At 48.1% G+C, this 23,184-nt stretch carries 18 protein-coding genes; 12 read left to right on the top strand and 6 right to left on the bottom strand.

Features of this window, described 5'->3' with window-relative positions:
* Nucleotides 1-44: 44 nt before the first annotated feature.
* The 3 genes from treR (at nucleotide 45) to treC (ending at nucleotide 4,391) form a co-directional block, all read left to right on the top strand.
* Nucleotides 45-758, top strand: a complete 714-nt coding sequence (gene treR, locus DFR60_RS20985) for a trehalose operon repressor (protein ID WP_110324633.1) — start codon at nucleotides 45-47, stop codon at nucleotides 756-758.
* 542 nt (nucleotides 759-1,300) lie between these two features.
* Nucleotides 1,301-2,710 carry a PTS system trehalose-specific EIIBC component gene (treP, locus tag DFR60_RS20980; protein ID WP_110324632.1) on the top strand — a complete coding sequence of 470 codons (1,410 nt, stop codon included), beginning with the start codon at nucleotides 1,301-1,303 and terminating at the stop codon, nucleotides 2,708-2,710.
* 16 nt (nucleotides 2,711-2,726) lie between these two features.
* Nucleotides 2,727-4,391, top strand: a complete 1,665-nt coding sequence (gene treC, locus DFR60_RS20975; RefSeq protein WP_110324631.1) for an alpha,alpha-phosphotrehalase — start codon at nucleotides 2,727-2,729, stop codon at nucleotides 4,389-4,391.
* Nucleotides 4,392-4,523: 132 nt separating this feature from the next.
* On the opposite strand, the gene DFR60_RS20970 is transcribed toward treC, so the two are convergent.
* The 6 genes from DFR60_RS20970 to DFR60_RS20945 form a co-directional block, all read right to left on the bottom strand.
* Nucleotides 4,524-5,084, bottom strand: a complete 561-nt coding sequence (locus DFR60_RS20970; RefSeq protein WP_002604492.1) for a manganese efflux pump MntP — start codon at nucleotides 5,082-5,084, stop codon at nucleotides 4,524-4,526.
* 268 nt (nucleotides 5,085-5,352) lie between these two features.
* A complete protein-coding gene (locus tag DFR60_RS20965; RefSeq protein ID WP_110324696.1) occupies nucleotides 5,353-6,702 on the bottom strand; it encodes a family 4 glycosyl hydrolase in 1,350 nt (449 codons plus the stop codon).
* A 50-nt stretch (nucleotides 6,703-6,752) separates the two neighbouring features.
* Nucleotides 6,753-8,303: a PTS transporter subunit EIIC gene (locus DFR60_RS20960; protein WP_167437667.1), complete on the bottom strand. Its 1,551-nt coding sequence runs from the start codon at nucleotides 8,301-8,303 to the stop codon at nucleotides 6,753-6,755.
* 35 nt (nucleotides 8,304-8,338) lie between these two features.
* The gene (gene licT / locus DFR60_RS20955; protein ID WP_110324629.1) at nucleotides 8,339-9,175 is read right to left on the bottom strand and encodes a BglG family transcription antiterminator LicT; all 837 of its coding nucleotides are present in this window, start codon (nucleotides 9,173-9,175) and stop codon (nucleotides 8,339-8,341) included.
* 36 nt (nucleotides 9,176-9,211) lie between these two features.
* Nucleotides 9,212-9,697 (bottom strand): PTS sugar transporter subunit IIA, encoded by a 486-nt coding sequence (locus tag DFR60_RS20950; protein ID WP_110324628.1) that lies wholly within the window; start codon nucleotides 9,695-9,697, stop codon nucleotides 9,212-9,214.
* Nucleotides 9,698-9,862: 165 nt separating this feature from the next.
* The gene (locus tag DFR60_RS20945; RefSeq protein ID WP_110324627.1) at nucleotides 9,863-10,777 is read right to left on the bottom strand and encodes a YitT family protein; all 915 of its coding nucleotides are present in this window, start codon (nucleotides 10,775-10,777) and stop codon (nucleotides 9,863-9,865) included.
* A 156-nt stretch (nucleotides 10,778-10,933) separates the two neighbouring features.
* On the opposite strand from DFR60_RS20945, the gene DFR60_RS20940 reads away from it, so the two are divergent.
* The 9 genes from DFR60_RS20940 (at nucleotide 10,934) to DFR60_RS20900 (ending at nucleotide 23,181) form a co-directional block, all read left to right on the top strand.
* Nucleotides 10,934-12,730 carry a sensor histidine kinase gene (locus DFR60_RS20940; protein ID WP_110324626.1) on the top strand — a complete coding sequence of 599 codons (1,797 nt, stop codon included), beginning with the start codon at nucleotides 10,934-10,936 and terminating at the stop codon, nucleotides 12,728-12,730.
* Nucleotides 12,727-14,253, top strand: coding sequence for a helix-turn-helix domain-containing protein (locus DFR60_RS20935; RefSeq protein ID WP_110324625.1), 1,527 nt, complete (start codon nucleotides 12,727-12,729; stop codon nucleotides 14,251-14,253). Before DFR60_RS20940 ends, DFR60_RS20935 begins: the two co-directional genes overlap by 4 nt.
* Nucleotides 14,254-14,514: 261 nt before the next feature.
* Nucleotides 14,515-15,819, top strand: coding sequence for an ABC transporter substrate-binding protein (locus tag DFR60_RS20930; protein WP_110324624.1), 1,305 nt, complete (start codon nucleotides 14,515-14,517; stop codon nucleotides 15,817-15,819).
* 133 nt (nucleotides 15,820-15,952) lie between these two features.
* A complete protein-coding gene (locus tag DFR60_RS20925) occupies nucleotides 15,953-16,849 on the top strand; it encodes a carbohydrate ABC transporter permease (RefSeq protein WP_110324623.1) in 897 nt (298 codons plus the stop codon).
* Nucleotides 16,850-16,860: 11 nt separating this feature from the next.
* Nucleotides 16,861-17,724, top strand: coding sequence for a carbohydrate ABC transporter permease (locus DFR60_RS20920; RefSeq protein WP_110324622.1), 864 nt, complete (start codon nucleotides 16,861-16,863; stop codon nucleotides 17,722-17,724).
* Nucleotides 17,725-17,833: 109 nt separating this feature from the next.
* Nucleotides 17,834-19,180, top strand: coding sequence for a sulfatase family protein (locus DFR60_RS20915; RefSeq protein ID WP_110324621.1), 1,347 nt, complete (start codon nucleotides 17,834-17,836; stop codon nucleotides 19,178-19,180).
* A 14-nt stretch (nucleotides 19,181-19,194) separates the two neighbouring features.
* Complete coding sequence (locus DFR60_RS20910; RefSeq protein ID WP_110324620.1) at nucleotides 19,195-20,670, top strand: sulfatase; 1,476 nt, start codon at nucleotides 19,195-19,197, stop codon at nucleotides 20,668-20,670.
* Nucleotides 20,671-20,822: 152 nt separating this feature from the next.
* Complete coding sequence (locus DFR60_RS20905; RefSeq protein ID WP_110324619.1) at nucleotides 20,823-22,232, top strand: ABC transporter substrate-binding protein; 1,410 nt, start codon at nucleotides 20,823-20,825, stop codon at nucleotides 22,230-22,232.
* 61 nt (nucleotides 22,233-22,293) lie between these two features.
* Complete coding sequence (locus DFR60_RS20900; RefSeq protein ID WP_110324618.1) at nucleotides 22,294-23,181, top strand: carbohydrate ABC transporter permease; 888 nt, start codon at nucleotides 22,294-22,296, stop codon at nucleotides 23,179-23,181.
* Nucleotides 23,182-23,184: the final 3 nt, after the last annotated feature.

The following is a 23,184-nucleotide window of genomic DNA, read 5'->3' as shown; positions in this document are numbered from 1 at the left end:
TTGGTTCGCTGTGGATTCTTGATTCGAATAAAGTGAGGTCAATTATGGAGAGTAAATACAAACATCTTTACAACCAGCTGCAGGCTCAGATTGAAAAGCGGGAATACAAGGCAGGGGACAAGCTTCCTTCCGAAGGTGATTTGATGGAATTGTACGGCGCGTCCCGCGATACGGTCAGGAAGGCGCTGGACCTGCTGGTACAGGACGGATTTATCAGAAAGGCGAAGGGGAAGCCTGCGGTCGTTCTGGACAAGAATAAATTTAACTTCCCGGTGTCGGAGATCGCCAGCTTTAAGGAGATATACCGTTTCTCCGATTCGAAGCCAAAAACGTACGTAGAAAATTTAGAGATCGTCAGGAATAACCCGAAGCTGATGGAGGCCCTGCAGATCGGCCCCGAGGACGAGGCGTTTGTCCTGGAGCGGGTCAGGGAGATAGAGGGGGAAAAGATCATTATCGATAAGGATTATTTCTCCAGAAAGGTGGTGGATAATCTTCCGCTTCGGGCGGCCCAGGATTCCGTCTATGAGTATCTGGAGCAGGAGGTGGGCTTAAAGATCGGTTTCGCCATGAAGGAGATTACGGTACAGATGGCGGGAGATGAGGACCGCCGTCTTCTGGATATGAAGAACTACGATATGATCGTTGTGGTGAAGAGCTATACGTATCTGGAAGATTCCACGCTGTTCCAGTTTACGGAGTCCCGCCACCGCCCGGATAAGTTTAAGTTTGTGGACTTTGCGAGGCGAAAACTGTAAATAGAGGATTGACGAATGCTACGCCTCAGAGCTTGAGGAGAGTGGAAGGAGGCGGGGAAGAAAGAGCAAACGGTTTCTTGTTTCCTCGGTAGCAGGAAGTAAAGCAGAAAGACAGGAAAAAAGGGCGGATCGTGCAAACTCCGGAGAACTCCTGAAGGACTTCTCCTCCGTGTCCACTTGAAATCTGGCTTGGAGGCCAGATTTCACCACCCCTTTTTCCTGTCTTTCTGCTTAACTTCCTGCGAACCTCGGAAAAGGAAACCGTTTGCTCTTTCTTCCCCGCCTCCTTCCACTCTCCTCAAGCTCTGAGGCTGTGTATTGGCTCCTTAAGATAAAAAAACAATAGTTGATTCCAGTATTCACAGTTCTCCAATGGGAGGCCATTAATGTTTCTCCATCCCTTGTGAAGCCAATCGCTGGTGTTTTTTTTATTTATTTTTCCAAACATGTTGACAAACATATACGTATATGTTATATTGGATTCACAAGATAAACATACAAGAAGAGAAAAATGAAAAACGTGTATGAAAAGGAGAATGGTTATGGGGAAGTATTCGGATGACGCAAAGAAGCTTCTGGAATATGTCGGCGGAAAACAGAATATCTCGGCAGTCACACACTGTATGACCAGGATGCGTTTTGTTCTGGCCGATCCTGAGAAAGCCGATGTGGCGAAGATCGAAGCGCTGAAGAGTGTAAAGGGGACGTTTACACAGGCGGGACAGTTCCAGGTGATTATTGGTAATGATGTTTCGGTGTTTTACAATGAGTTTACCTCCGTATCCGGGATTGAAGGAGTTTCCAAGGAGGAAGTGAAGGAGGAAGCGAAAGGGAACATGAATCCGGTTCAGAAGGCGGTAGCCAATATCGCGGAGATATTCGCACCTCTGATTCCGGCTATCATCGTCGGTGGTCTGATTCTGGGATTCCGGAACATCATCGGTGAGATTCGGTTTATGAACGGCGGGACAGAGACTCTGATCGAGGTGTCTCAGTTCTGGGCGGGATTACACAGCTTCCTGTGGCTGATCGGTGAGGCGATATTCCATTTCCTGCCGGTAGGCATCACGTGGTCGGTGACGAAGAAGATGGGCACGACTCAGATTCTGGGTATCGTACTCGGTCTGACATTGGTGTCCCCGCAGCTGTTAAACGCCTATGCAATGGCTCCCGGCGTGGAAGTTCCGGTATGGAATTTTGGATTCTTCACCATGCAGATGGTCGGCTATCAGGCACAGGTGATTCCGGCGATTCTGGCTGGATTCGTGCTGGTTTATTTAGAGAAGTTCTTTAAGAAGATTACGCCTCAGGCGATTTCCATGATCGTGGTGCCGTTCTTATCACTGGTGCTGGCCGTGATTGCGGCTCACGCGGTTCTGGGTCCTGTGGGCTGGGCAGTGGGCTCCTGGGTCTCAAAGGTGGTTTACGCAGGGCTTACCTCAAGCTTCCGCTGGTTATTCGCCACCGTATTCGGTTTTATCTACGCGCCGCTCGTAATCACCGGTCTTCACCATATGACCAATGCCATCGATTTACAGCTGATGGCGGAGTTTGGCGGCACCATGCTGTGGCCGATGATCGCTTTATCCAACATTGCACAGGGATCCGCAGTACTCGGCATGATCTATTTACAGAAGCATAACGAAGAGGCGAAGCAGATATCCATTCCGGCATGTATTTCCTGTTATCTGGGGGTCACGGAGCCGGCGATCTTCGGTGTCAACTTAAAGAGAGGATTTCCATTTATCTCCGCCATGATCGGTTCTGCGATTGCGGCGACCGTATCTGTGGGAAGCAACGTTATGGCGAATTCCATCGGCGTAGGCGGAATTCCAGGAATCCTTTCCATTCAGCCGCAGTATATGGGAAGATTTGCTGTCTGCATGCTGATTACCATGGTGGTTCCATTTGTGCTGACGGTAGTAGTCGGTAAGAAAAAAGACGTTCGGTAAATAATTGGAGGAGAATATGAAAGACTTCAGGAAATCGTGTGTATATCAGATCTATCCAAAGTCCTTCCGGGACACGACTGGTAATGGTGTCGGTGACTTAAACGGAGTCACGGAGAAACTGGACTACTTAAAGAAATTGGGCGTCGATTATCTGTGGCTTACGCCCTTCTTCGTCTCGCCGCAGAATGACAATGGATACGATATTGCGGACTATTACCACATTGACCCGCTGTTCGGCACCATGGAAGACCTGGACCGCCTCATCAAAGAGGCGGCTGACCGGGGTATGGGACTGATGTTTGACATGGTGTTCAACCATACCTCGACCCAGCACGAGTGGTTTGCCCGGGCGCTTAAGGGAGAGAAGGAGTACCAGGACTACTATATTTTCCGGAAAGGAAAAAAAGGGGTTCCCCCCACCAACTGGCAGTCCAAGTTCGGCGGCAGCGCCTGGGAGTACGTGGAGGAGCTGGGACAGTATTACCTTCATCTGTATGACCGGACGCAGGCGGATTTAAACTGGGAGAATCCTAAGGTGCGGGAAGAAATTCGCAAGGTTCTCCTCTTCTGGAAGAAGAAGGGAATCCGTGGCTTTCGTTTTGACGTCATCAATCTGATCTCCAAGCCCGCGTACTTTGAGGATGACGACGAGGGAGACGGCCGCAGATTCTATACAGACGGCCCCCGGGTGCATGAGTATTTAAAAGAGATGGTGAAGGAGACCGGCCTGTACGAGGACGATATCATCACTGTGGGGGAGATGTCCTCCACCACAATCCATCACTGTATCCAGTATACCAACCCGCAGGAACAGCAGCTGAAGATGTGTTTTAATTTCCACCATCTGAAGGTAGACTATAAAAATGGAGACAAATGGTCTCTGATGCCCTATGATTTCATGGGCCTGAAAAAGATTTTTCACACCTGGCAGACCGGTATGGCCGAGGGCAGCGGATGGAACGCCGTGTTCTGGTGCAACCACGATCAGCCGAGGGCGGTATCACGGTTCGGGGACGAAGCGGGATACCGGAAGCAGTCGGCCAAGATGCTGGCGACGGCCATCCACGGCATGAGAGGAACGCCCTATATCTACCAGGGGGAGGAACTGGGCATGACTAATGCCGGCTTTACCTCCACCGATCAGTACCGTGATGTGGAAAGCCTGCATTATTTCGACATTCTGAAGGAAAGCGGAATGGAGGAAGCCCGGATTTACGAGGTGCTGCGCCAGCGGTCCCGCGACAACAGCCGGACTCCCATGCAGTGGAGCGATCAGGAGTATGCCGGCTTTACAAACGGCGTGCCCTGGATCGAAGTCAACCGGAACTATAAAGAAATCAATGCGGAAGAATGCCTGGAAGACAGCGATTCTATTTTTTACTACTATCAGAAGCTGGTCGGCTTGAGGAAAGAGTACGACGTCATCAGCGAAGGCGGGTACGAACCGGTACTGGAGGATCATGAGGCAGTATTTGCCTACAAAAGGACGTACGGCGGTGATACGCTGCTGGTCCTGACTAATTTTACCGACAGAAGCCAGTCCATAGCGGCGGCAGATTTAAAGCTTCCGGATGAGGATCTGACGAAATACAGAACGCTGATTGCCAACGATGAGGCAGAGAGGGAGAGTAAGAAGATTCGGCTTTCTCCATATGGAGCTATTATGATGATCAGAGAGTGATACGGAACGCTTTTTAGGAAAGCAAATGGACCATAAAAAAACAGCAGGGCAATACGGAAGAAGCTGATAATCCCTTTTTACAAACCGGGATTATCAGTTTCTTCCGTATTTTCACGCTGTTTTATATTTTGACTAAATTCCCAATGTATGATCAAGCAGTATTTTCACCCCCATAATCACCAGGATCAGCCCGCCTGCAAACTCGGCTTTGGACTTATACCTGGTGCCGAAGACATTGCCGACCTTGACACCAATGATGGAAAGTACAAAGGTGGTGGAACCGATGAAGGAGACGGCCGGAACGATGCGTACCTGCAGGAAGGCGAAGGTGACGCCGACGGCCAGCGCATCGATGCTGGTGGCGATGGCAAGCAGAATCATATTGCCCGGCGCCACGGAGCAGTCCACGCATTCCTCCTCCTTATTCAGGGACTCCCGGATCATGTTGAATCCGATGATGCCCAGCAGGATAAATGCGATCCAGTGGTCGATGGAAGTGATGGCCTCTTTAAACTGAGATCCCAATATGTAACCGAAAAGCGGCATACCCGCCTGGAAGCCGCCGAAATAGAGTCCGACGATGACTGCGTTTTTCCAGCTCATCCTCTGCATGGAGAGCCCCTTACAGATGGATACGGCAAAGGCATCCATAGAAAGGCCCACCGCGATAATGAACAGCTCAATTAATGACATGTGATATTCCTCCTGCGTATAAGCTTAATAAGTATATGATGCGGGGAACAAAAAAAGACTTATCTGCAGGCAGCGAAAAACCCGCAGACAAGTCTCATCTTTTTTGCATAAAAGCAAGTTAAGCAGGACCAGATAGACAGACGCTATCAGTATGTTGATCCTGCTGCACGCCGCATCCCTGACCCGTGGGAGGCGTGCTGACTACTCCCTCATCTTCCGTTTATTCTAATGGATTTTACCAGGTATGTCAAGCGCAAAACATCAAAGCTTACCGAAGCTCCGGCCAGAATTCCTTATTAGCCTCGATCATCTCATCCAGAATGGCCTTTGCCACCGTAGCCGACGGCACCGTTTTATTCATGGAAAAGGCTTTCCATACCTTTTCATAGGAGCCCTCGATGCCTCCGGCGACCAGAAGCTTCTCCGATGCCAGCTGCTGCTCCATCAGTCCCTTATAGTAATCGTCGATGGGCCCCTGACATATTACCTCCGGACCATTTTTGCCGATATAGGCAGGAACCTCGACCATGGCATCCGGTGCGATATTCTCAATGGCCCCGTTATTCTGTACAATCACGATGAATTTCTTCTTCGTATCATTTTTAAGAGCCATGGCGAGATCCGCGATATAGTTGCCGTGGGCGCCGTGGTAGAATGCCTTTGCAGTCACCTCTCCGGTCTTGATATAGTGGTCAATTCCCTCAAACAGATCCTTTTCTCTGGAGTCCATTACCTCATTGGCTCTCGTATACTCTGGATTGGATTCTTCCACCACATCCTTGGACAGCAGATAGTACTGCAGATACGTATTGGGCAGATACTCCGGATTCGACTGCAGGACCTTATACACATTATTCCAGGTATGGATCCAGGAGGCGTTTAAATGACGTTCTCCCACGCGGTCGTGTTCCTTAAGCTTCTCCAGCACATCCGGCGGCAGAAGCGTCTTGTTCTTCATAACGTATTCGGTAATTTCCGCCTTTAAATCTCTACCCTGATACGTGATATCCGTAAACCAGCCGAAATGATTCAGCCCGAAATAATTGACATCAAAGTCTGTAAAATTCGGAATATCTAAACATCTACCCACCATCTCCAGGATTGCAATCGGCATATCACAGATGTTGATAATCCGGGCATGGGGGCGCAGCGCCCGGCACGCTTCCGATACCACAGCCGCCGGATTGGAGTAGTTTAATATCCAATGGTCGGGGGCCGCATACTTCTCCACGTCATCAATTACCTGAATCATGGGAAACAGTGTGCGCAGTCCGTAGGCCAGTCCGCCGCAGCCACAGGTCTCCTGTCCCACACAGCCGTGGCGCAGCGGGATCTTCTCATCCTTTTCTCTCATGGCGTATTTCCCTACGCGCATCTGGGCAAAGATAAAGCTGGAATTTTCGTACGCCGTCCTTTTGTCCGTCGTTACCGTCAGGCGAATCGGAGACTTCATATCCTTTAGGATCCAGTCTACCACCAGACTCACCTTATACTGGCGATCTTCATCAATATCAAACAGCCGTACTTCCTCTACCTCCAGTTCTTTCTGTCTTAAAGCAATGGATTTTACGATTCCCGGTGTAAAGGTGCTGCCTCCGCCTACAATTGTGATTATCATATGATTTCCTCTCTTTCTGCGGCCATGCCGCTCCATTAATGTTCTGCAGCCTACATGCGCTCCAGCATATCCTCCACCTGGCTTTTTACAGCCGGTACCTGCATCCCGAATACGATTTGTATATCAGTGCCGTTTTTCTTAATTCCGCTGTTTTTCATGGTATTGATCAGGTCATCCCTGATTAAGCTGCCATCCTTTACCACCACCCGCAGGCGTGTAAAACAATTGTCCAGCGACTCGATATTCGCCTTGCCGCCAAGTCCTTCTATTAACTTCCGAATGGGTTCATCCTTTGACTGGCTGCCCGCCGTATCGCCGCTTCCCGCGTCCTCTGCTGTAAGCTCTCTTCCCGGTGTCTTAAGATTCAGTTTCTTAATCAGAAAAACGAAAAGGAAATAGTATCCGACTGCGGTCACCACTCCCAAAAGCAGCAGCAGCGGCCAGTTGGTCTTCTCCACACCCAGGGCCAGATTGGAGATCATAATGTTGACGATGCCGCCGCTGGTGGAGGCCGGAATGCTCAGGACTTTTAACAGTACCAGCATGCCGCCGCTGATCAGGGAGTGAACGACAAAGAGCAGCGGCGCTGCAAAGACGAACAGGAAATCCATAGGTTCTGTAATTGCCGATAAAATGGCCGCCAGCATAAGCGGGAACATGACTGCTTTTGTATTCTCCCGATTTTCCTTTCTCGCGGTCGTGATAAAGGCCAGGCCGATTCCGATATACGGGAATAAATTATTGAATGTGTAGCTGTTATAATAGGTGGACGGTGAAAATGGTACTCCCGGTATGTTCATCTCCGCCACCCGGATCGGATAAGCGCCGGAGATGATCTGATCTCCAAGCACCAGGGTTCCGCCCACATCGGTAAACTGGAACGGTGCGTACACAAGATGGTGAAGTCCCGTGGGAACCAGAAGCTTGTTAAGCAGGCCGTATATGTAAAGTCCCACATTGCCGCTGCTCTTGATTAAATCGGTCAGAGCCGAGATCCCCCGCTGAACCACCGGCCATACGTAGGACGCGCCGAAGCCCAGAAACAGGGAAAGAAGGATCAGAAGGAAGAATGGAAATCTTACCCCGGAGAACATGGAGAAATACCCCTTAAACTGTTTCTCTCCGTACTTATTAAATATATATCCTGTCAGGCAGCCCAATGTGATGCCGCTGAACACGCCCATATCCAGCACCTGGATGCCCAGAACGGTCGACTGCCCCGTACCGTATAATCCCAGCGGTCCCATCTCTGCCAGCCTGCCGATAAAAGACAGCGTGATGTTATTGGCATTTAAGAACAAAAAATAGGACATCAGGGCGATCAGCGACGCGTGGCCCTTGTTCTTTTTCGCCAGTGCTCCCGCGATACCGACACAGAATATTACGCTCAGATTGTTGATCAAAAACATCAGACAATTATAAATCAGCTTTCCCACCAGCTGAAACGGCGCTGCCTGTAAAAATGGAATCTTTGCTGTGATCGAACCGTTTGTCAGGAGAATTCCGAGAATCAGCACCGTACCGGCAACCGATAAATACATGAGCGGCTGGACAATGGCCTTGGAAAACCGTTCCAGCGCACTTTTCATTTTTTCTTTCATATTCATTTTCTGCGCGCAGAGCGCGCAACCCCTTTCTAATGGACTGATAGTGTGTTGATAATGTGATAAACGAGGAATCCCTTTTCCGCATTTGTCATATCCTTATGGTACGTCTTTTTCACGTAGTCGCCGATTTTCTCCGCACAGCCATACGCCACCGGATACTGGCTTCTGCCGAGTGTGAAGAGAAATTCATCCGCAGACTGGACGCTGCCTTCTCCCAGCACCCGCCTGGCGAAGAACTGCAGATGGCGGACAAAACGGTCGTACGGAATGGAGGTTTCGTCCAGATTCACATCGAAATATTCCGATACGATTTGAAGGATATCGCGCACCATTTGGATACTCTGAATCGTGCAGCTGGCCCTCTGATCCATGGAGGCGTTGACGATGTGAAGGGCAATAAAGCCCATCTCCTCCTCCGAGATCCGAATCCCCATCTTCTTCCAGATGATCTCTCCGGCCTTCCTGGCCAGCATGAACTCCTCTTTATAGAACTGCCGTATCTCCAGAAGCAGCGGATTTTCGCAGATCACGTGATTCTTTTCCCGTTCCAGCGACATGCTGATATGATCGGTCAGCGTAATATACAGATCCTCGCTGATTTTCAATTCGGAGTCGCGGCGGATCATCTCAACCACTTCCTCCGATATGGATAAATAGACGGAAGGGATGTCCTTGACCAGTTTTTCCAGCCTTGTCATCACTCCGGAGTCTTCCAGGGTAAAGATCTTCTCCACCTTTTCCTGTTCAATGGAATCCCCCGGCTTCTTCTGAAAAGCCAGCCCTTTTCCTATGGCAATCATCTCAGGCCCGTCGGCCCCGTTCACTGCTACCACAACATTATTGTTATAAATTCTCTTGATTTCCATGACGTCTCACTCTCCCTCTCCAACAAAAAGACACGGTTACAGCCACAGAATTTTCTCTCCCGCCGTCACGGTTCCCGGCGGCGCCTTATGAACCTCTCCGAACTGTTCGCCGTTTGATACCAGCATCATTGTTACCGTATCATAGCCTGCCCCTTTCAGTACTTCAATATTAAAGTTTACCAGCAGCTGCCCCTTCTTAACCGTGTCATCCGGCTTCACATGAACTGTAAATCCCTTTCCGTTTAAGGCTACCGTGTCGATTCCGATATGGATCAGCAGCTCGACCCCGTCCCTCGTCTTAATCCCCAGCGCGTGGCCGGTTGGAAAGAGTGCCACGATTGTTCCGTCTGCCGGTGCATACAGACTGCCGTCTGTCGGAATGACCGCTACCCCATCCCCCAGCGACTTTTCCGCAAACACCGCGTCACTGACTGTCTCCAATGGTACGAGTTCACCGCTTACCGGGCTGAACGCCGCCTTCTCCTGTACCTCCTGTTTCTTCCAGCTTTTAAATAATCCCATGTTTTCCTCCTTTTCTGAAAACAAAAACAGGCTTAACCAAAATCTTAAAAGCACATACGTGTGCTTCTAAAGATCTTGGTTAAGCCTGTTTTCACAGTAACATTCCTTGTTTCTTTATAGCGCGATTATAACAAAACAAAAATGTATTGTCAACTGTTTTGTTCTCTATTCCAGCGGCTGTATGTAGAAATTCCCCACAACGTCGCTGGAGTTTATGACATTGACAAAGGTGTCGGGGTACTGCTCGCGGATGCGTTTTTTCATCTTTTTCACGTCGCCGTCGGAGAGGACTGTGTAGAGAAGATATTTTTTGTTGGCCGAGTAGGAACCGAAGCCCTTTAAGATGGTGCTGCTGTGGTTGGTCAGCTCCATCAAATCCGCAGACACGGCGGCTGGATTATCCGTGACGATGAGCAGTGTCTTTTTCTTGTATTTCTTATAAAGCGTGTTGATCACCTGCGTGTTGCAGAACTGGTAGATGATGGAGTACAGTGCGATATCCATGCCGAAGATGGCCCCAGAAATGAGGATGATAACAGCGCTGAACAGCAGCATATAGTTGAAGGTGGATATCTTATATTTGGTGGAGAGGGACATGGCGATGAAATCCGTTCCGCCTCCGCTGGCCCGGTTGTTCAGGATGAGGCTCATGCCCAGGCCGTTGATGATTCCGCCGAATACGGAGATGAGAAGAAGGTCTCCGGTGATGGGGATGACAGGCAGCTGGTCGACCAGGATTGACACGGTCAAGAGGCTCACACAGGACAGAATCGTAAACTTTTTTCCGACAATGCGGTAGGCAAATACGGCCGGGATGGCGTTGAAAACCACGTTTAAGAAGGTGAAGGAGATCTTCACGCCAAAAAAGGCCAGCCCCACCCTCTGAATCAGCTTGGCGAGTCCGGAGAAACCGCCCGGGACCAGCTTCCCCTGTTCGACGAAAGTGTTTAAATTCACCGCTACGATGACACTTCCGAAAAGGATAAAAAAGATGGAGACAGCGTCGCGGAGCCGCTTATCCTTTTCTGCCTTTTCCGCATTCTTTTTGTATAAATCGGAAACACCCTGTTTTTCTGCCATTGGGACCCTCCTTTTTCCGGCAAAGACTTAACACATACTACCATTTCCCCATGAAATCCTGTATAATTAAATTGTTTTATACAGGGGCACAAAAGGGGATTCGTATTTTTCCTGTTACTATCATATCATATATTTCGGAAGAAGGGTCTAAAAATTATGAAACAATTGCTGCGCTTTGACAGTATAAGAAAAAAGGTCATTTTTTTAGACTTGATCGTTGTTTTTCCATTGTTCATCTTATTCTGTATTTTAATGAGCTATATATTTGAAGACGGCAATTACAAACTGAACTACAGCAAGCTGGACCTTCTGGAAGAAAAATGCAGCAATATTGCGAACAGGAATACAGAGATCATAAAAATATCGGTAGGTATGTATTTGGATCCTGAGATTAACCGTCTGATCTCGAAGAAGAACAGGCTAACGGGCTATGAATATATCAGTGCACAGGACAGCATACAGAGTAAAATGCTGGAGCTGACGGAATTGTTTCCGGACAGGCAGTATCAGGTGATGCTGCTCTGTAAAAACGATATGAATTTTTATCAGTCCTCTTTAAACTTAACGCAGGATGCAGTCACAATGGATGTGCTGGAAGAGGAAAGCTGGTATCAGGAGGCGATGGAAAAGGATGATTCCATCTATTTCCTTCCAAAGTACAGGAGTCCTGTATTGCAGAAGCTGTTTCAGGAGGACAAGCTGTTTGCGGTTCAGAAACTGCGGAATTTAAACAGCGGAAGAGATGTCGGTATTATGATTGTGGCCATATCCCAGGATATCTGGGGGAACGTCATACTGGGCGAGGAGGATTCCGATGAGAATACCATCGTCATCGATCAGTACAGAAAAATAATATTTTCTTCCGATCCCAGAATGTATGGATATGAGGTGGAGGACAATTCTTATTATAATCAGATAGCAAATTATACAAAGGGCTTTTTTCTGGGAAATGTGATGAACCAATACAGCCATATACGGTTTGCCAGTATCGATGGTTTGGGCTGGAAGCTGATATCCTATGAACCATACCGTCATGGCTGGACTTCCTTCTATGTAATCCTGTTCCTCGTCCTGGGAACCGCGATGTTTCTTGTGCTCATCGTCATTGTTTTTTATAACTGCGGCTTTATCTCCCGGAGAATGGAGAAATTAAATAGAAACATTCTGGAGGTGACGAATGGGGATTTAAAGACAAGGATCCAGGATGACTATGAAATAGAGTTCCATGAAATCTGTCACAATTTTAATTACATGCTGGACCACATTGAAAAGCTGATGAAGCAGCTGGAGATAGAAGAGGAAGAGAAGCATGCCCTGGAGATCCAGGCTTTGCAGGCACAGATTAACCCGCATTTCTTTTATAATACGCTGGTGACCATCCGGTTTATGATTCAGATGGAGGAATATGATGAGGCAGACAGAGCGCTGCTCGCCTTTTCAAAATTGCTGAGAAAATCCTTCGTGAATTCTCAGAAGATCATTCCGATCAAGGAAGAGCTGGCCATGGCGGAGGATTATCTGGAATTAATGAAACTCCGCTATCGTGATAAATTTCAATGGAAAATACTCGCAGCGGAAGACGTAGTGGAATTGGGGATTCTGAAGAACGTCATACAGCCATTGGTTGAAAACAGCATCTCTCACGGCTTTAACATGAAAGACGGCATGGGGCATATCGTCATATGCGCATACCGGATAAAGGAAAATGTCGTAATCGAGGTGGAAGACGACGGTGTGGGGGTAGACTTAGAAAAGATAAATAACAGCATACATAATCAGCAGACCGTGAAGGCCAGAGATCAGCTGAACGGAATCGGGCTTTCCAATATTCAGATGAGAATTTTACGGAATTTCGGCAATCAATATGGACTGAGTGTAGAGGTGAATTCATCGGGCGGCGTTACCTTCCGGATGAAGATACCTGTCATTAATATGGAGGGGGCAAACAGTTGAATATCGTAATTGCAGATGACGAAGAGATCATCTTAAAATGGATGAAAAAGAATATCGAAGCGCTGTCGCCGGAGCATCATGTGATCGAAGCCTGTATCAATGGAATGCAGGTACTGAATTGCTGCCTGAACCATCAGATCGATGTGCTGTTTACCGATATACGTATGCCGATCATGGACGGGATGGAGCTGCTTAAGAAGCTGAATCAGAATCATGTCCTGCCTTATACGGTTGTCCTGAGTGCGTATGATGACTTTTCTTATGCAAGGGACTGCCTGAAGCTGGGGGTGAGTGAGTTTCTCTTAAAGTCTGAGATTACGAAGGATGAACTGGAAGCATGCCTGCAGACCGCGAAGGAACGGATCAGGAATCAGGGGGCGGCGGAGGCCCAAAAATCATCTCCCGCCCGGGAGATGGAAAAGGTTCTGCTGCAGTGCTTTAAAGAACCGGATTATATTTCCAGGGATATCTTAAAACAGGTCTGGAATACCTGCTGTGAGATAAAAGGGCGGTATGCAGTGATCATTTTCCGCGATACCGATCGAATATTGAATCAGGAACAGCTTAAGGAGATTCTGCCACTTGCCTTTCAGGAGGAGAAGAGAGTACTCTACTGGCTGCCAAAGAGTGAACGGGAGCTCCTTGTACTTACGGAAATGAATCATGATAACCCTCAGAAGCTTACGGAAAAAATATATGAGACGATCGCTTCCTTCGGCGGCAGCAATATGTATGTCAGCAGCTCCGACACCGGTAAAACGGTGGAAGAACTGGAGGCATTATACCAGCATTCACAGGAGGTTCTGACCTATCAGCTGTTTTACAGGCACATTGGCGGACTGAATTATGAAACGATGAAGAACCGGATCAATTATATAGAGACTGGACTGGAAGCGAAGTTTGAAAAAATGGAGCTGCTGATCAACAGCCGGGCCTGGAACAGCATAGTCGAAGAAATGGAAACGATATTCGATTATGCGGGGAAAACGGAGCCGGATGTATCCTGCATCAGAAGGCTGTTTCTAAATACCTTACTGAATCTGTACTGGAGTCATCTGGAGGAGGCGGACCGAAGAGCGTTTTCGATCGATAAGATCATTGAAGTGACACACTGTACCGATATTGGCCAGCTTGAAACCAAGGTCTTGACGCAGGCGGAAGAAATCCTCCGGGTATTGATCGGCAAACAGAAGAAATACAGTGAAGCTGTATTTCTGATCATGCAGTATATGGAAGAACGGTATGCAGACTCCATTACACTCGATGAGCTTGCAAACCATGTTCATATGAACCGCAGCTATATCTCCCATCTCTTCAAAAAAGAGACTGGCAGGAATATTAATACCTATCTGTTAGAGCTTCGAATGGAAAAAGCAAAAATTCTTTTAAAGAACAGTAACCATAATATTCAGGATATCTGCTGCCAGATCGGGATCCCGGATTCGGCTTACTTTAGTAAGGTATTTAAAAAGTATGCCGGTATGACACCGATCGAATTCAGACGCATCAGCAATGAAAACTGATGCGTCTTTTTATTTCAAAAAAGCGACAAAGTAAACAAACTGTATAAAAGCGCCAAATAAATTACAAAAAGATCAAAATAAATTTAAAATATGTAAGAGATACTGCGAAAACAAGATAAAAAATAGTAAAAAAGATACAAAAAAACAAACACAGAACAGAAAAGGATATACATAGTACATAGTAAAAGAACGCGAAATCAGTATAATATAGTTATCAAGTTCCTGGAGTACAACAACCATAAACAAAAGGAGAGGGAAGTTATGAGAAGAAATTGGAAAGTGATCTTAAGCGCAGCAGCAGTCAGCTGTATGGTGTTGTCTTTGGCCGCCTGTGGAGGCGGTAATGAAGACCTGGTTTCCGATGCGGGAAAGGATACCAGTGATGAAAATGTAAAACTGGTCTTTCTCAGGGCAGGAACCGAAGATTATAAGAAGGATGCTTTTACTCAGATGATAGAAGGGTTTGAAGCGAAGTATCCGAATTATACGGTAGAGTATCAGGAAGCTCCCTGGGGAGATGATTTTGAGACAAAACTGAACACCGGATTTGCTTCCGGCACTGCACCGGACGTCATTCACTACTCCCTGGCATCGATCGGCGCGAGAGTACCCATGGGACAGTATGAGTGTCTTGACTCGTATGCCGAAGGCTGGGAGGGCATGGAAGATATGTATGACAGCGTAAAAGAAGCCGGAAGTATCGGCGGAAAGCTTTACGGTGTTCCGTACACACCGGATGCACGAATGTTTGCGATCAATACAGAGTTATTTGAAAAGGCCGGGCTCGATCCGAATTCACCGCCGTCCAACTGGGATGAACTGTTAGAGGCCCATAAAAAACTGATGGTAAAGGATTCCTCCGGTAATGTAATCCAGTGCGGCTATGGAATTCCCACCAGCGGAAGAAATATCAATCAGTACCTGGAAATATTTATTGTTCAGAACGGCCTGAGTAATCTGGTGGATGAAGCGAGCAATGAAATACTGTTTAATAAACCGGAAGCAGTCGAGGCGATGGATTTCATGAAGCAGTTAAAGGATGCCGGTCTGGTGGACTGGAATAATACGCAGAAGGATCAGAATCCCTTCTATAATGGAACGGCGGCCATGACAGTTATTTCTGAAAATGAGTTTAATAATATCAACACCGGAGATCTGGAAGGAAAAATTAAGCTCGTTCCTATGTTTTCCAAGGCAAACAGCGGTACCTTCTGCGGGATGCATTTTATGTTTATGAATGCGAACTCCAAGAATAAAGAGGCTGCCTGGAAATTGATTGAGTATATGAGCAGCAAGGAGTCAATGCAGATCTGGATGGATACTGCAAAGACGGCTCCCGTAAGGTCCTCTTTAGAAGAGGCGTATCTGAAAAAGAATCCGGTAAATGGACCGATGATTATGGAAGCAATAGAAATTGGAAAAGGATCGCCCAAGGTTCCGTACTTTAACAGTGTATTCACTTATGTGGACGATGCCATGGAACAGGTATTCTATGGACAATTATCTCCCCAGGAAGCACTTGATGCAGCTGCGGAAAAGGTGCAGGAGGAAATTGATAATCAATAACTGCGGCAATGCGGTCTGTTTGGTACAAATAGACCGCATTATTTGTTCCTTCCGCATGCGGAAGACACCGTGATCTGCATCGGTGTCCGGATCAACAGATCCTTTATAAAGAAGAAATGAGGAGAGAGGAAAGATGGCTGGAAAAAAAGTAAGAAAACAAACACGCAGCGATAAAGAGGCATATATCATGATATTGCCCGCTTATCTGATTTTTACTATTTTCATTCTGGTTCCGATCGGCATGGTACTGTTTTACAGCCTGACCGATTTCAATATGTACCAGATTCCCGCTTTTTTAGGTTTGAAGAATTATAGTAAGCTGTTTCATGATTCGGAGTTTCTCGCATCGGTTGGAAATACACTGCTGTATACGGCTGTAACGCTGACCATTCAGCTGGTATTGGGGCTCTTGCTGGCGGTACTGCTTTATCGGGAATCCAGGGCAGTTCCTTTTTTCCGGACAGCGCTTTACATGCCCAATATCATGTCCATGGTGTGCGTATCCATGGTATGGCTGTGGCTGTATAATCCCAACTTCGGCCTTCTCAACAGCTTTTTAAAGCTTATCGGCATACCGGCCCAGCAGTGGCTCATTAATCCGAATCAGGCAATGCTCTGTATAATTATTATCGGAATCTGGAAGAACTGCGGATATTCCATGGTCATCTTCCTGGGAGGGCTTACCGGCATTCCCCAGTCCTTATATGAGGCAGCGGAGCTCGATGGAGCAGGCGCTATCCATAAGTTTCTCTACATCACGTGGCCGATGCTGTATCCCACGACCTTTTTCCTGCTCGTAACAGGAATCGTAAACAGCTTTGCAGTGTTCGAACAGGTGAATATCATGACGAACGGCGGGCCTTTAAACAGAACAACGACGATCGTCCATCAAATATACAGGAGAGGTTTTCTGGAGTTCAAAATGGGATATGCGAGTGCCATGGCGGTTTTACTCCTGGTGTTTTCTTTAATCGTTACCATGATGGTATTTAAGTTTGGCAATAAAGGTCAGGATGTGGATGTTTCATAGGAGGAGCGAAGATGAAAAGGAAAAAAAGGTTACATATGATCTGGATAGTCGGTATGACGATGGTTTCTTTGATTATCCTGCTTCCGATTCTTGTCATGATTTTAACTTCATTTAAAACAACAGGGGAGATTAACTCGGCGGTATTTCATTTCCTGCCGGAGTCACTGAATCTTGATAACTATAAGGCGGCGATGTCCACCGGAAGCTGGCTGATCTATTTTAGAAATTCCCTGGTCATCACCCTGATCAGTATTGTATTCTCGCTGTTGTTTAATTCCGTTGCGGGGTATGCGTTTGCCCGGCTGCATTTTAAAGGATCGAAGGTATTGTTTACACTGCTGCTGGTCGGCCTCATGATGCCGCCGCAGGTAACGATGCTGCCCACGTTCCTGATTATGGCGAGATTTCCGCTGATCGGTGGAAATGATATTCTGGGATTTGGCGGTTCGGGATTAATGAATACGTTTCCCGGCGTGATTATTCCATTGGTATCGGGGTCCTTCGGCGTCTTCCTGTCGAAGCAGTTTTACGAGAACTTCCCCAGATCCCTCGATGAAGCCGCCATGCTTGACGGGGCCGGTAAATGGAAAACGTATTTCTATATATACCTTCCCAACTCAAAGGTTATTCTTGCAACCCTGGCGCTGTTAAAGGGATCGTCAGTCTGGAACGATTACTTATGGCCTTTGGTCATGACAAATTCAGTGAATATGAGAACCGTACAGCTGGCGCTTACCATGTTCCGGGATGAAAGCACGGTGCGCTGGGGCCCCATGATGGCGGCGGCAACGTTAATGTCGCTTCCGATGATTCTGTTATTCCTGTGTGCACAGAAGTATTTTGTACAGGGAGTTGTCTCGACCGGAATTAAGTAGCAGCAGAGAGGGTTACCGTTCACTCGCCACCAGGGGCAAGCCTGCCCGGCCGAACCGGACTGCGGTGCCCCTGGTGGCGAGTGAACGGTAACCAGAGAGGAGTACAGGGATGAAAAGACCCAATATTATTGTATATTTTTCGGATCAGCAGCGCTGGGATACGCTGGGGTGTTATGGACAACCGCTTTCCGTTTCTCCCAATCTCGACAGACTGGCAAAGGACGGCGTAAAGTTTGAAAATGCATTTACCTGCCAGCCGGTTTGCGGTCCCGCGCGTTCCTGCCTGCAGAGCGGTAAATATGCGACACAGGTAAACTGCCATAGAAATGCATTGGCATTGCCGCAGGATATAAAAACGCTGGCCGATTATTTCCACGAATCCGGTTATCAGACGGCTTACGTGGGCAAATGGCATCTGGCCTCAAACAGAAGCAGCTATACGGCGCCGTTCGATGAGGAAAACTACGAGACCCGGGCGATTCCTCCGGAACGCAGGGGCGGGTATCGGGATTATTGGATGGCGGCCGATGTTCTGGAGGCAACCTCCCATGGATACGATGGATATGTGTTTGACCGAGAAGGGAAAAAATGTGAGTTTATCGGTTACCGCGCGGATTCGATTAATAATTATGCGATTCATTACCTCCACCAGTATGATGGGGAGAAACCATTTTTTCTGTTTATTTCTCAAATCGAGCCTCATCATCAGAATGATCACGGCCGGTTTGAGGCGCCGGATGGCGTGCGGGAGAAGTTTACCGATTATGAGCTGCCGGCTGACATTCCTGTGGATAAGGGGGATTGGAAGGAACATTACCCGGACTATTTAGGCCAGTGTCACAGCCTGGATGAAAATGTCGGGCGACTTGTCGATACGCTGAAGGCGAGAGGATTGTGGGAGAATACGATCCTGTTTTACACATCAGACCATGGCTGCCATTTCTGCACAAGGAACAGCGAGTACAAGCGTTCCTGTCATGAGGCGAGCATCCATATTCCGCTGCTTGCTGTGGGCGGACCGTTTCAAGGCGGCAGAACCATCACGGAGCTGGTCAGTCTTATTGATTTGCCGGTGACGCTGCTTGACTGCGCAGGTATAAAGAAACCGGAGGATTTTCAGGGGAATTCGCTGAAACCCCTTGCCGATGGGACATCAAAAGGCTGGGAGGACTGTGTGTTTATACAGATCAGTGAAAGCGAGGTCGGCAGAGCAATCCGGACCGATCAGTGGAAATATGCAGTCGCTGCGGATGCGGATGGCTGGAGCTGCCCGGGGGCGGACGTCTATTATGAACAGTACCTGTTTGATTTAGAGCACGATCCGGCGGAACGATGCAACCTGGCGGGAGACCCTGCCTGTGAACCGGCAAGAAGGGTGCTGCGTGAGAAGCTCCTGCTTTGTATGGAACGGGCCGGGGAGAAGAGACCGGAGATTCGTCCTTTTCGAGAAGAATGAAAGGAGGCGCTGAGATGAAAGCAATCATGGTAATGTTTGATTCCTTAAACCGCAGATTTCTTGAGCCGTATGGCTGTCAGGAGACAATCACTCCAAATTTTCTCAGATTGGCACAGAAAACCGTGCGGTTTGAGAACAGCTACGCCGGAAGTCTGCCCTGTATTCCTGCAAGGAGAGAGCTGCACACGGGCCGGTATAATTTTTTGCACCGGTCCTGGGGTCCTTTGGAGCCTTTTGATGATTCCATGCCGGGAATCCTGCGGGGGCATGGCATCCATAGCCATCTGGTCAGCGATCACGGCCATTATTGGGAATGCGGAGGCGCAACGTATCACACACAATATACGACATGGGAATGTATACGGGGACAGGAGGGAGATCCCTGGGCTCCTGTGGTTGGAGGTGCAGAGGATGAGGACCCGAATTTTGCCGCATTTACAGAAGGGCTGCGCAGCGGACTGTACAGGCAGAATCTGGCGAACCGGACAAGAGTGACCGGAAAAGACCAGTACCCATTGGTGAAGACCTTTGACCAGGGCCTTGAATTTCTGAGAGAAAATGAGGGAAAGGATTCTTTCTTTTTACAGATAGAATCATTTTCACCCCATGAGCCCTTCATGGCGAGCGGGGAGTTTAAGGATATGTATCCCGGAAAAACAAAAGGCAAAAAGTATGAGTGGCCGGATTACGCACCGGTAAAGGAATCCGCAGAGGAAGCAGACGAGATTAAGTACTCCTATTTTGCCGACTTAACAATGTGTGATGAGCAGTTAGGCCGTCTGCTGGATTACATGGACGAACAGAATCTGTGGGAAGATACGATGGTTATCGTCAATACGGATCATGGATATATGCTGGGAGAACACGGGTATTGGGCCAAAAACTATATGCTCTGCTACGATGAAATTGTCCATACACCGCTGTTTATCTGGGATCCAAGATTCTCTGATTCCGCCGGAACGAGCAGAGCGGCACTTGTGCAAACCATAGATCTGCCGGTTACGATTCTGCAGTTTTTCGGTATCGATCCTGCCGCAGATATGCAGGGACAGGACATTTCCCGGATCATAAAGGAGGACAAAGGCAGCCGGACGTGCGGGCTGTTCGGAATATTCGGGGCACATCTGTGCTGTACGGATGGAAGATACGTGTATATGAGGGCGCCGCGAAATCTGGAATCACCCCTTCATGAGTATACGTTAATGCCAACCCATATGATGACGTTTTTTGCGACGAAAGAGTTGGAGTCGATGAAACGCCGCGAGGCCTTTTCCTTTACGAAAAATTGTCCCGTTATGCAGATTGATGCAGATCCGGCAGTCCGGTGTATCGAGGAGGGGGACTATCTGTTTGACTTACGGAATGATCCGGGGCAGGAGCATCCGATTGTATCGGAAGATATAACGGGCGAAATGGAGCGGAGCATGTACCGGCTTATGAGGCTTAACGATGCTCCGGAGGAGTTGTATTTAAGATTCGGTTTTGCCTGAGGGGAGATCCCCATACTGTGTAATAATTTATAACATTTCCCATAATTTATTCCTATTTATTTCCCCTCTCAATTCCCCTATAATAAAACCATCAGAAATACCTGCGCAGGTTCAATGAGAATGATGTTACTATAAGGAGGAGGACTTATACTATGAGAAAGGGTATCTATAAAGCGGCTGCCCTGATTCTTGCCGGAACGATGTGCGCGGGCCTTACAGCCTGTGGCGGAAAGACTCAGGAAACAAAGGCCCAGGAGACAGCGGTTCAGGATAAGAAGGAGGCGAAGACCGGAGAAACAGGAAAGGAACAGGCTTCGGAAGCGGGGAAAGAGAGTGCCGTGCCAAAGAAGAAGGTTTCACTGGTTCTTGCAACAAACTGGGGTGAGGGGGACTCCAAGTATAACTATTTCTATCCGAAGTTTCAGGAATTTCAGGAAGCGAATGCCGATACGATGGACATTACTCTGGAGACTTACAGCACAGAAGACTACAAGACAAAGATTAAAACACAGACAGCTTCCGGTGATCTGCCGGATGTATTTACCTATTGGGGCGGTGCGATGATGACCGATATGGTGGAAGCGGGACTGCTGCTCGATGTGGAAGAGTACTTTAACGCGTCGGATCAGGTAAAGAGAGACGGATTTGAACCGACCTCCTTCGGATATTACACGGCTTCCGACGGAAAGACCTACGGAATCCCGATTGAATCTACCAGGGGAATATTTCTGGCTAATAAGCAGCTGTTTGAAGAGAACGGGCTGGAGATTCCAAAGACCTATGAGGAGCTTTTAAAAACCGCTAAGGCTTTTAACGAAAAGGGCATTATCCCGATCGCGATCGGCAGCAACGGCGGAACACCGTCTGAATTCTTTTTCAGTGAGCTGTATGGCCAGTATGACGGGGCGGCAAAAGAACTGGAGGAGCTGGCAGCGACCAGGACCTTCAACACCGAAAATGCGCTTAAGGCAGCGAACAACATTAAGGACATGATCGATCAGAAGATGTTTCCTGCGGATACGGTGGCCAACGGGGGATGGGCTGCAAGCCTTCAGCTTTATACCGACAGGAAGGCGGCTATGACCTATACGTATCCATGGATGTTTGAGTCCATACCGGAAGAGATTCAGGAAGCCAGTGAGATCGTACCTTTGCCTATGCTCCCTGACGCGGATATCGATCCGGCCGGTATCATGACAGGGTTTACGGTATACGGATTTGAAATTAATAAGGCTTCCTTTGAGGATGCGGCAAAGCACGATGCCATGGTTAAGCTCTGCGACTTCCTTGCTTCTGATGAATTATCCGCAGAGCTGACGAAGAGCGGCATGATTCCGGCAAAGAATATTGAAATTGACATGGACAGCCAGAAGCTTATCTTTAAGAAAATGATGGAATATGCCCAGGATAAAAAGCTGATTTCCGTCCACTATACAACCATGCCCGATCAGGATGCCGTTAATATGATGGATTCCAGCTTAGACGAGTTCTTTATCAATGCGCTGACGCCGCAGGAGCTGATCGACAAGGTACAGGCGGTTTTGGACAAGAATAATAAGTAAACGGGGAAATAATGGGGCTGTTCCGGGACGAGAGGAACGGCCTCATTTTTAAGGTGATTGCATGAAAAGAAAATACTTCAAAAAATATCATAATCTGCCGGTTACTGTGATGTTCCTGGCACCGGCATTTTTAATCTACACGGTCTTTCTGTTCCTGCCGCTGATTCTCACGCTCTGGTACAGTCTGACGACCTGGAACGGCGTTTCCGCGAAGGTCTTTGCAGGACTTGCCAATTACAGGGAGCTTGCGTCGAGCAGCGACTACTGGCTCACATTTTCCAACACGGTAAAGCTTACCGTGATCTCTCTCATCGTCCAGATCGGAGCCGGAATTCTTCTGGCTTACCTCTTATACAGCTGGACGAAGGGGATGAAGATCTTCCGCACCATCTATTTCCTTCCGGTGGTTATCGCACCGGTTGCCATCGGTCTGATGTTTTCCCTGTTTTATAACAGCGAAATCGGTATTTTCAATAAGATCCTGACAGCGGTCGGTCTGGGAAGATTTGCGACAAACTGGCTGTCCAATCCGCGTACACTGTTATATGCGGTAATGGCGCCGCAGGTATGGCAGTATATAGGCCTTTATGTAACCATATTTTTAGGAGCGCTTCAATCGGTGCCGGAGGACTTGATCGAGAGCGCACAGATCGACGGGGCGGGGAAATTACAGTCGTTCTTCCACGTCATCCTGCCGCAGATCACCGGATTTATAAATATCTGCATTATCCTGTGCCTGACCGGATCGTTGAAGGCATTCGATCATTCCTGGATCATGACTGGAGGCGGACCGGGAGTGCGCTCCGCATACCTGGGAGTATTCATGTATAAGTCGGCCTTTGTAAATTCGGATTTCGGCCTCGGAAGCGCGGTGACGATTACCATTGTGGCGGTGTCCTTAACGGTTACCATACTGTTTAACTGGTTTGCAGAGAGAAAGAAGGGGTGAGGC

Source organism: Hungatella effluvii, from assembly GCF_003201875.1.
GTDB classification, from domain to species: Bacteria; Bacillota; Clostridia; order Lachnospirales; family Lachnospiraceae; genus Hungatella; species Hungatella effluvii.
This window is presented reverse-complemented; position numbering and strand designations above follow the sequence as displayed.

Coding starts and splice junctions, on each gene's coding strand:
- DFR60_RS20915 (WP_110324621.1), top strand. CDS start 17,834: ATGAAAAGACCCAATATTATTGTATATTTTTCGGATCAGCAGCGCTGG.
- treP (WP_110324632.1), top strand. CDS start 1,301: ATGGGGAAGTATTCGGATGACGCAAAGAAGCTTCTGGAATATGTCGGC.
- DFR60_RS20930 (WP_110324624.1), top strand. CDS start 14,515: ATGAGAAGAAATTGGAAAGTGATCTTAAGCGCAGCAGCAGTCAGCTGT.
- DFR60_RS20940 (WP_110324626.1), top strand. CDS start 10,934: ATGAAACAATTGCTGCGCTTTGACAGTATAAGAAAAAAGGTCATTTTT.
- treR (WP_110324633.1), top strand. CDS start 45: ATGGAGAGTAAATACAAACATCTTTACAACCAGCTGCAGGCTCAGATT.
- DFR60_RS20945 (WP_110324627.1), bottom strand. CDS start 10,777: ATGGCAGAAAAACAGGGTGTTTCCGATTTATACAAAAAGAATGCGGAA.
- DFR60_RS20920 (WP_110324622.1), top strand. CDS start 16,861: ATGAAAAGGAAAAAAAGGTTACATATGATCTGGATAGTCGGTATGACG.
- DFR60_RS20925 (WP_110324623.1), top strand. CDS start 15,953: ATGGCTGGAAAAAAAGTAAGAAAACAAACACGCAGCGATAAAGAGGCA.
- DFR60_RS20970 (WP_002604492.1), bottom strand. CDS start 5,084: ATGTCATTAATTGAGCTGTTCATTATCGCGGTGGGCCTTTCTATGGAT.
- DFR60_RS20910 (WP_110324620.1), top strand. CDS start 19,195: ATGAAAGCAATCATGGTAATGTTTGATTCCTTAAACCGCAGATTTCTT.
- licT (WP_110324629.1), bottom strand. CDS start 9,175: ATGGAAATCAAGAGAATTTATAACAATAATGTTGTGGTAGCAGTGAAC.
- DFR60_RS20965 (WP_110324696.1), bottom strand. CDS start 6,702: ATGATAATCACAATTGTAGGCGGAGGCAGCACCTTTACACCGGGAATC.
- treC (WP_110324631.1), top strand. CDS start 2,727: ATGAAAGACTTCAGGAAATCGTGTGTATATCAGATCTATCCAAAGTCC.
- DFR60_RS20900 (WP_110324618.1), top strand. CDS start 22,294: ATGAAAAGAAAATACTTCAAAAAATATCATAATCTGCCGGTTACTGTG.
- DFR60_RS20950 (WP_110324628.1), bottom strand. CDS start 9,697: ATGGGATTATTTAAAAGCTGGAAGAAACAGGAGGTACAGGAGAAGGCG.
- DFR60_RS20960 (WP_167437667.1), bottom strand. CDS start 8,303: ATGAAAGAAAAAATGAAAAGTGCGCTGGAACGGTTTTCCAAGGCCATT.
- DFR60_RS20905 (WP_110324619.1), top strand. CDS start 20,823: ATGAGAAAGGGTATCTATAAAGCGGCTGCCCTGATTCTTGCCGGAACG.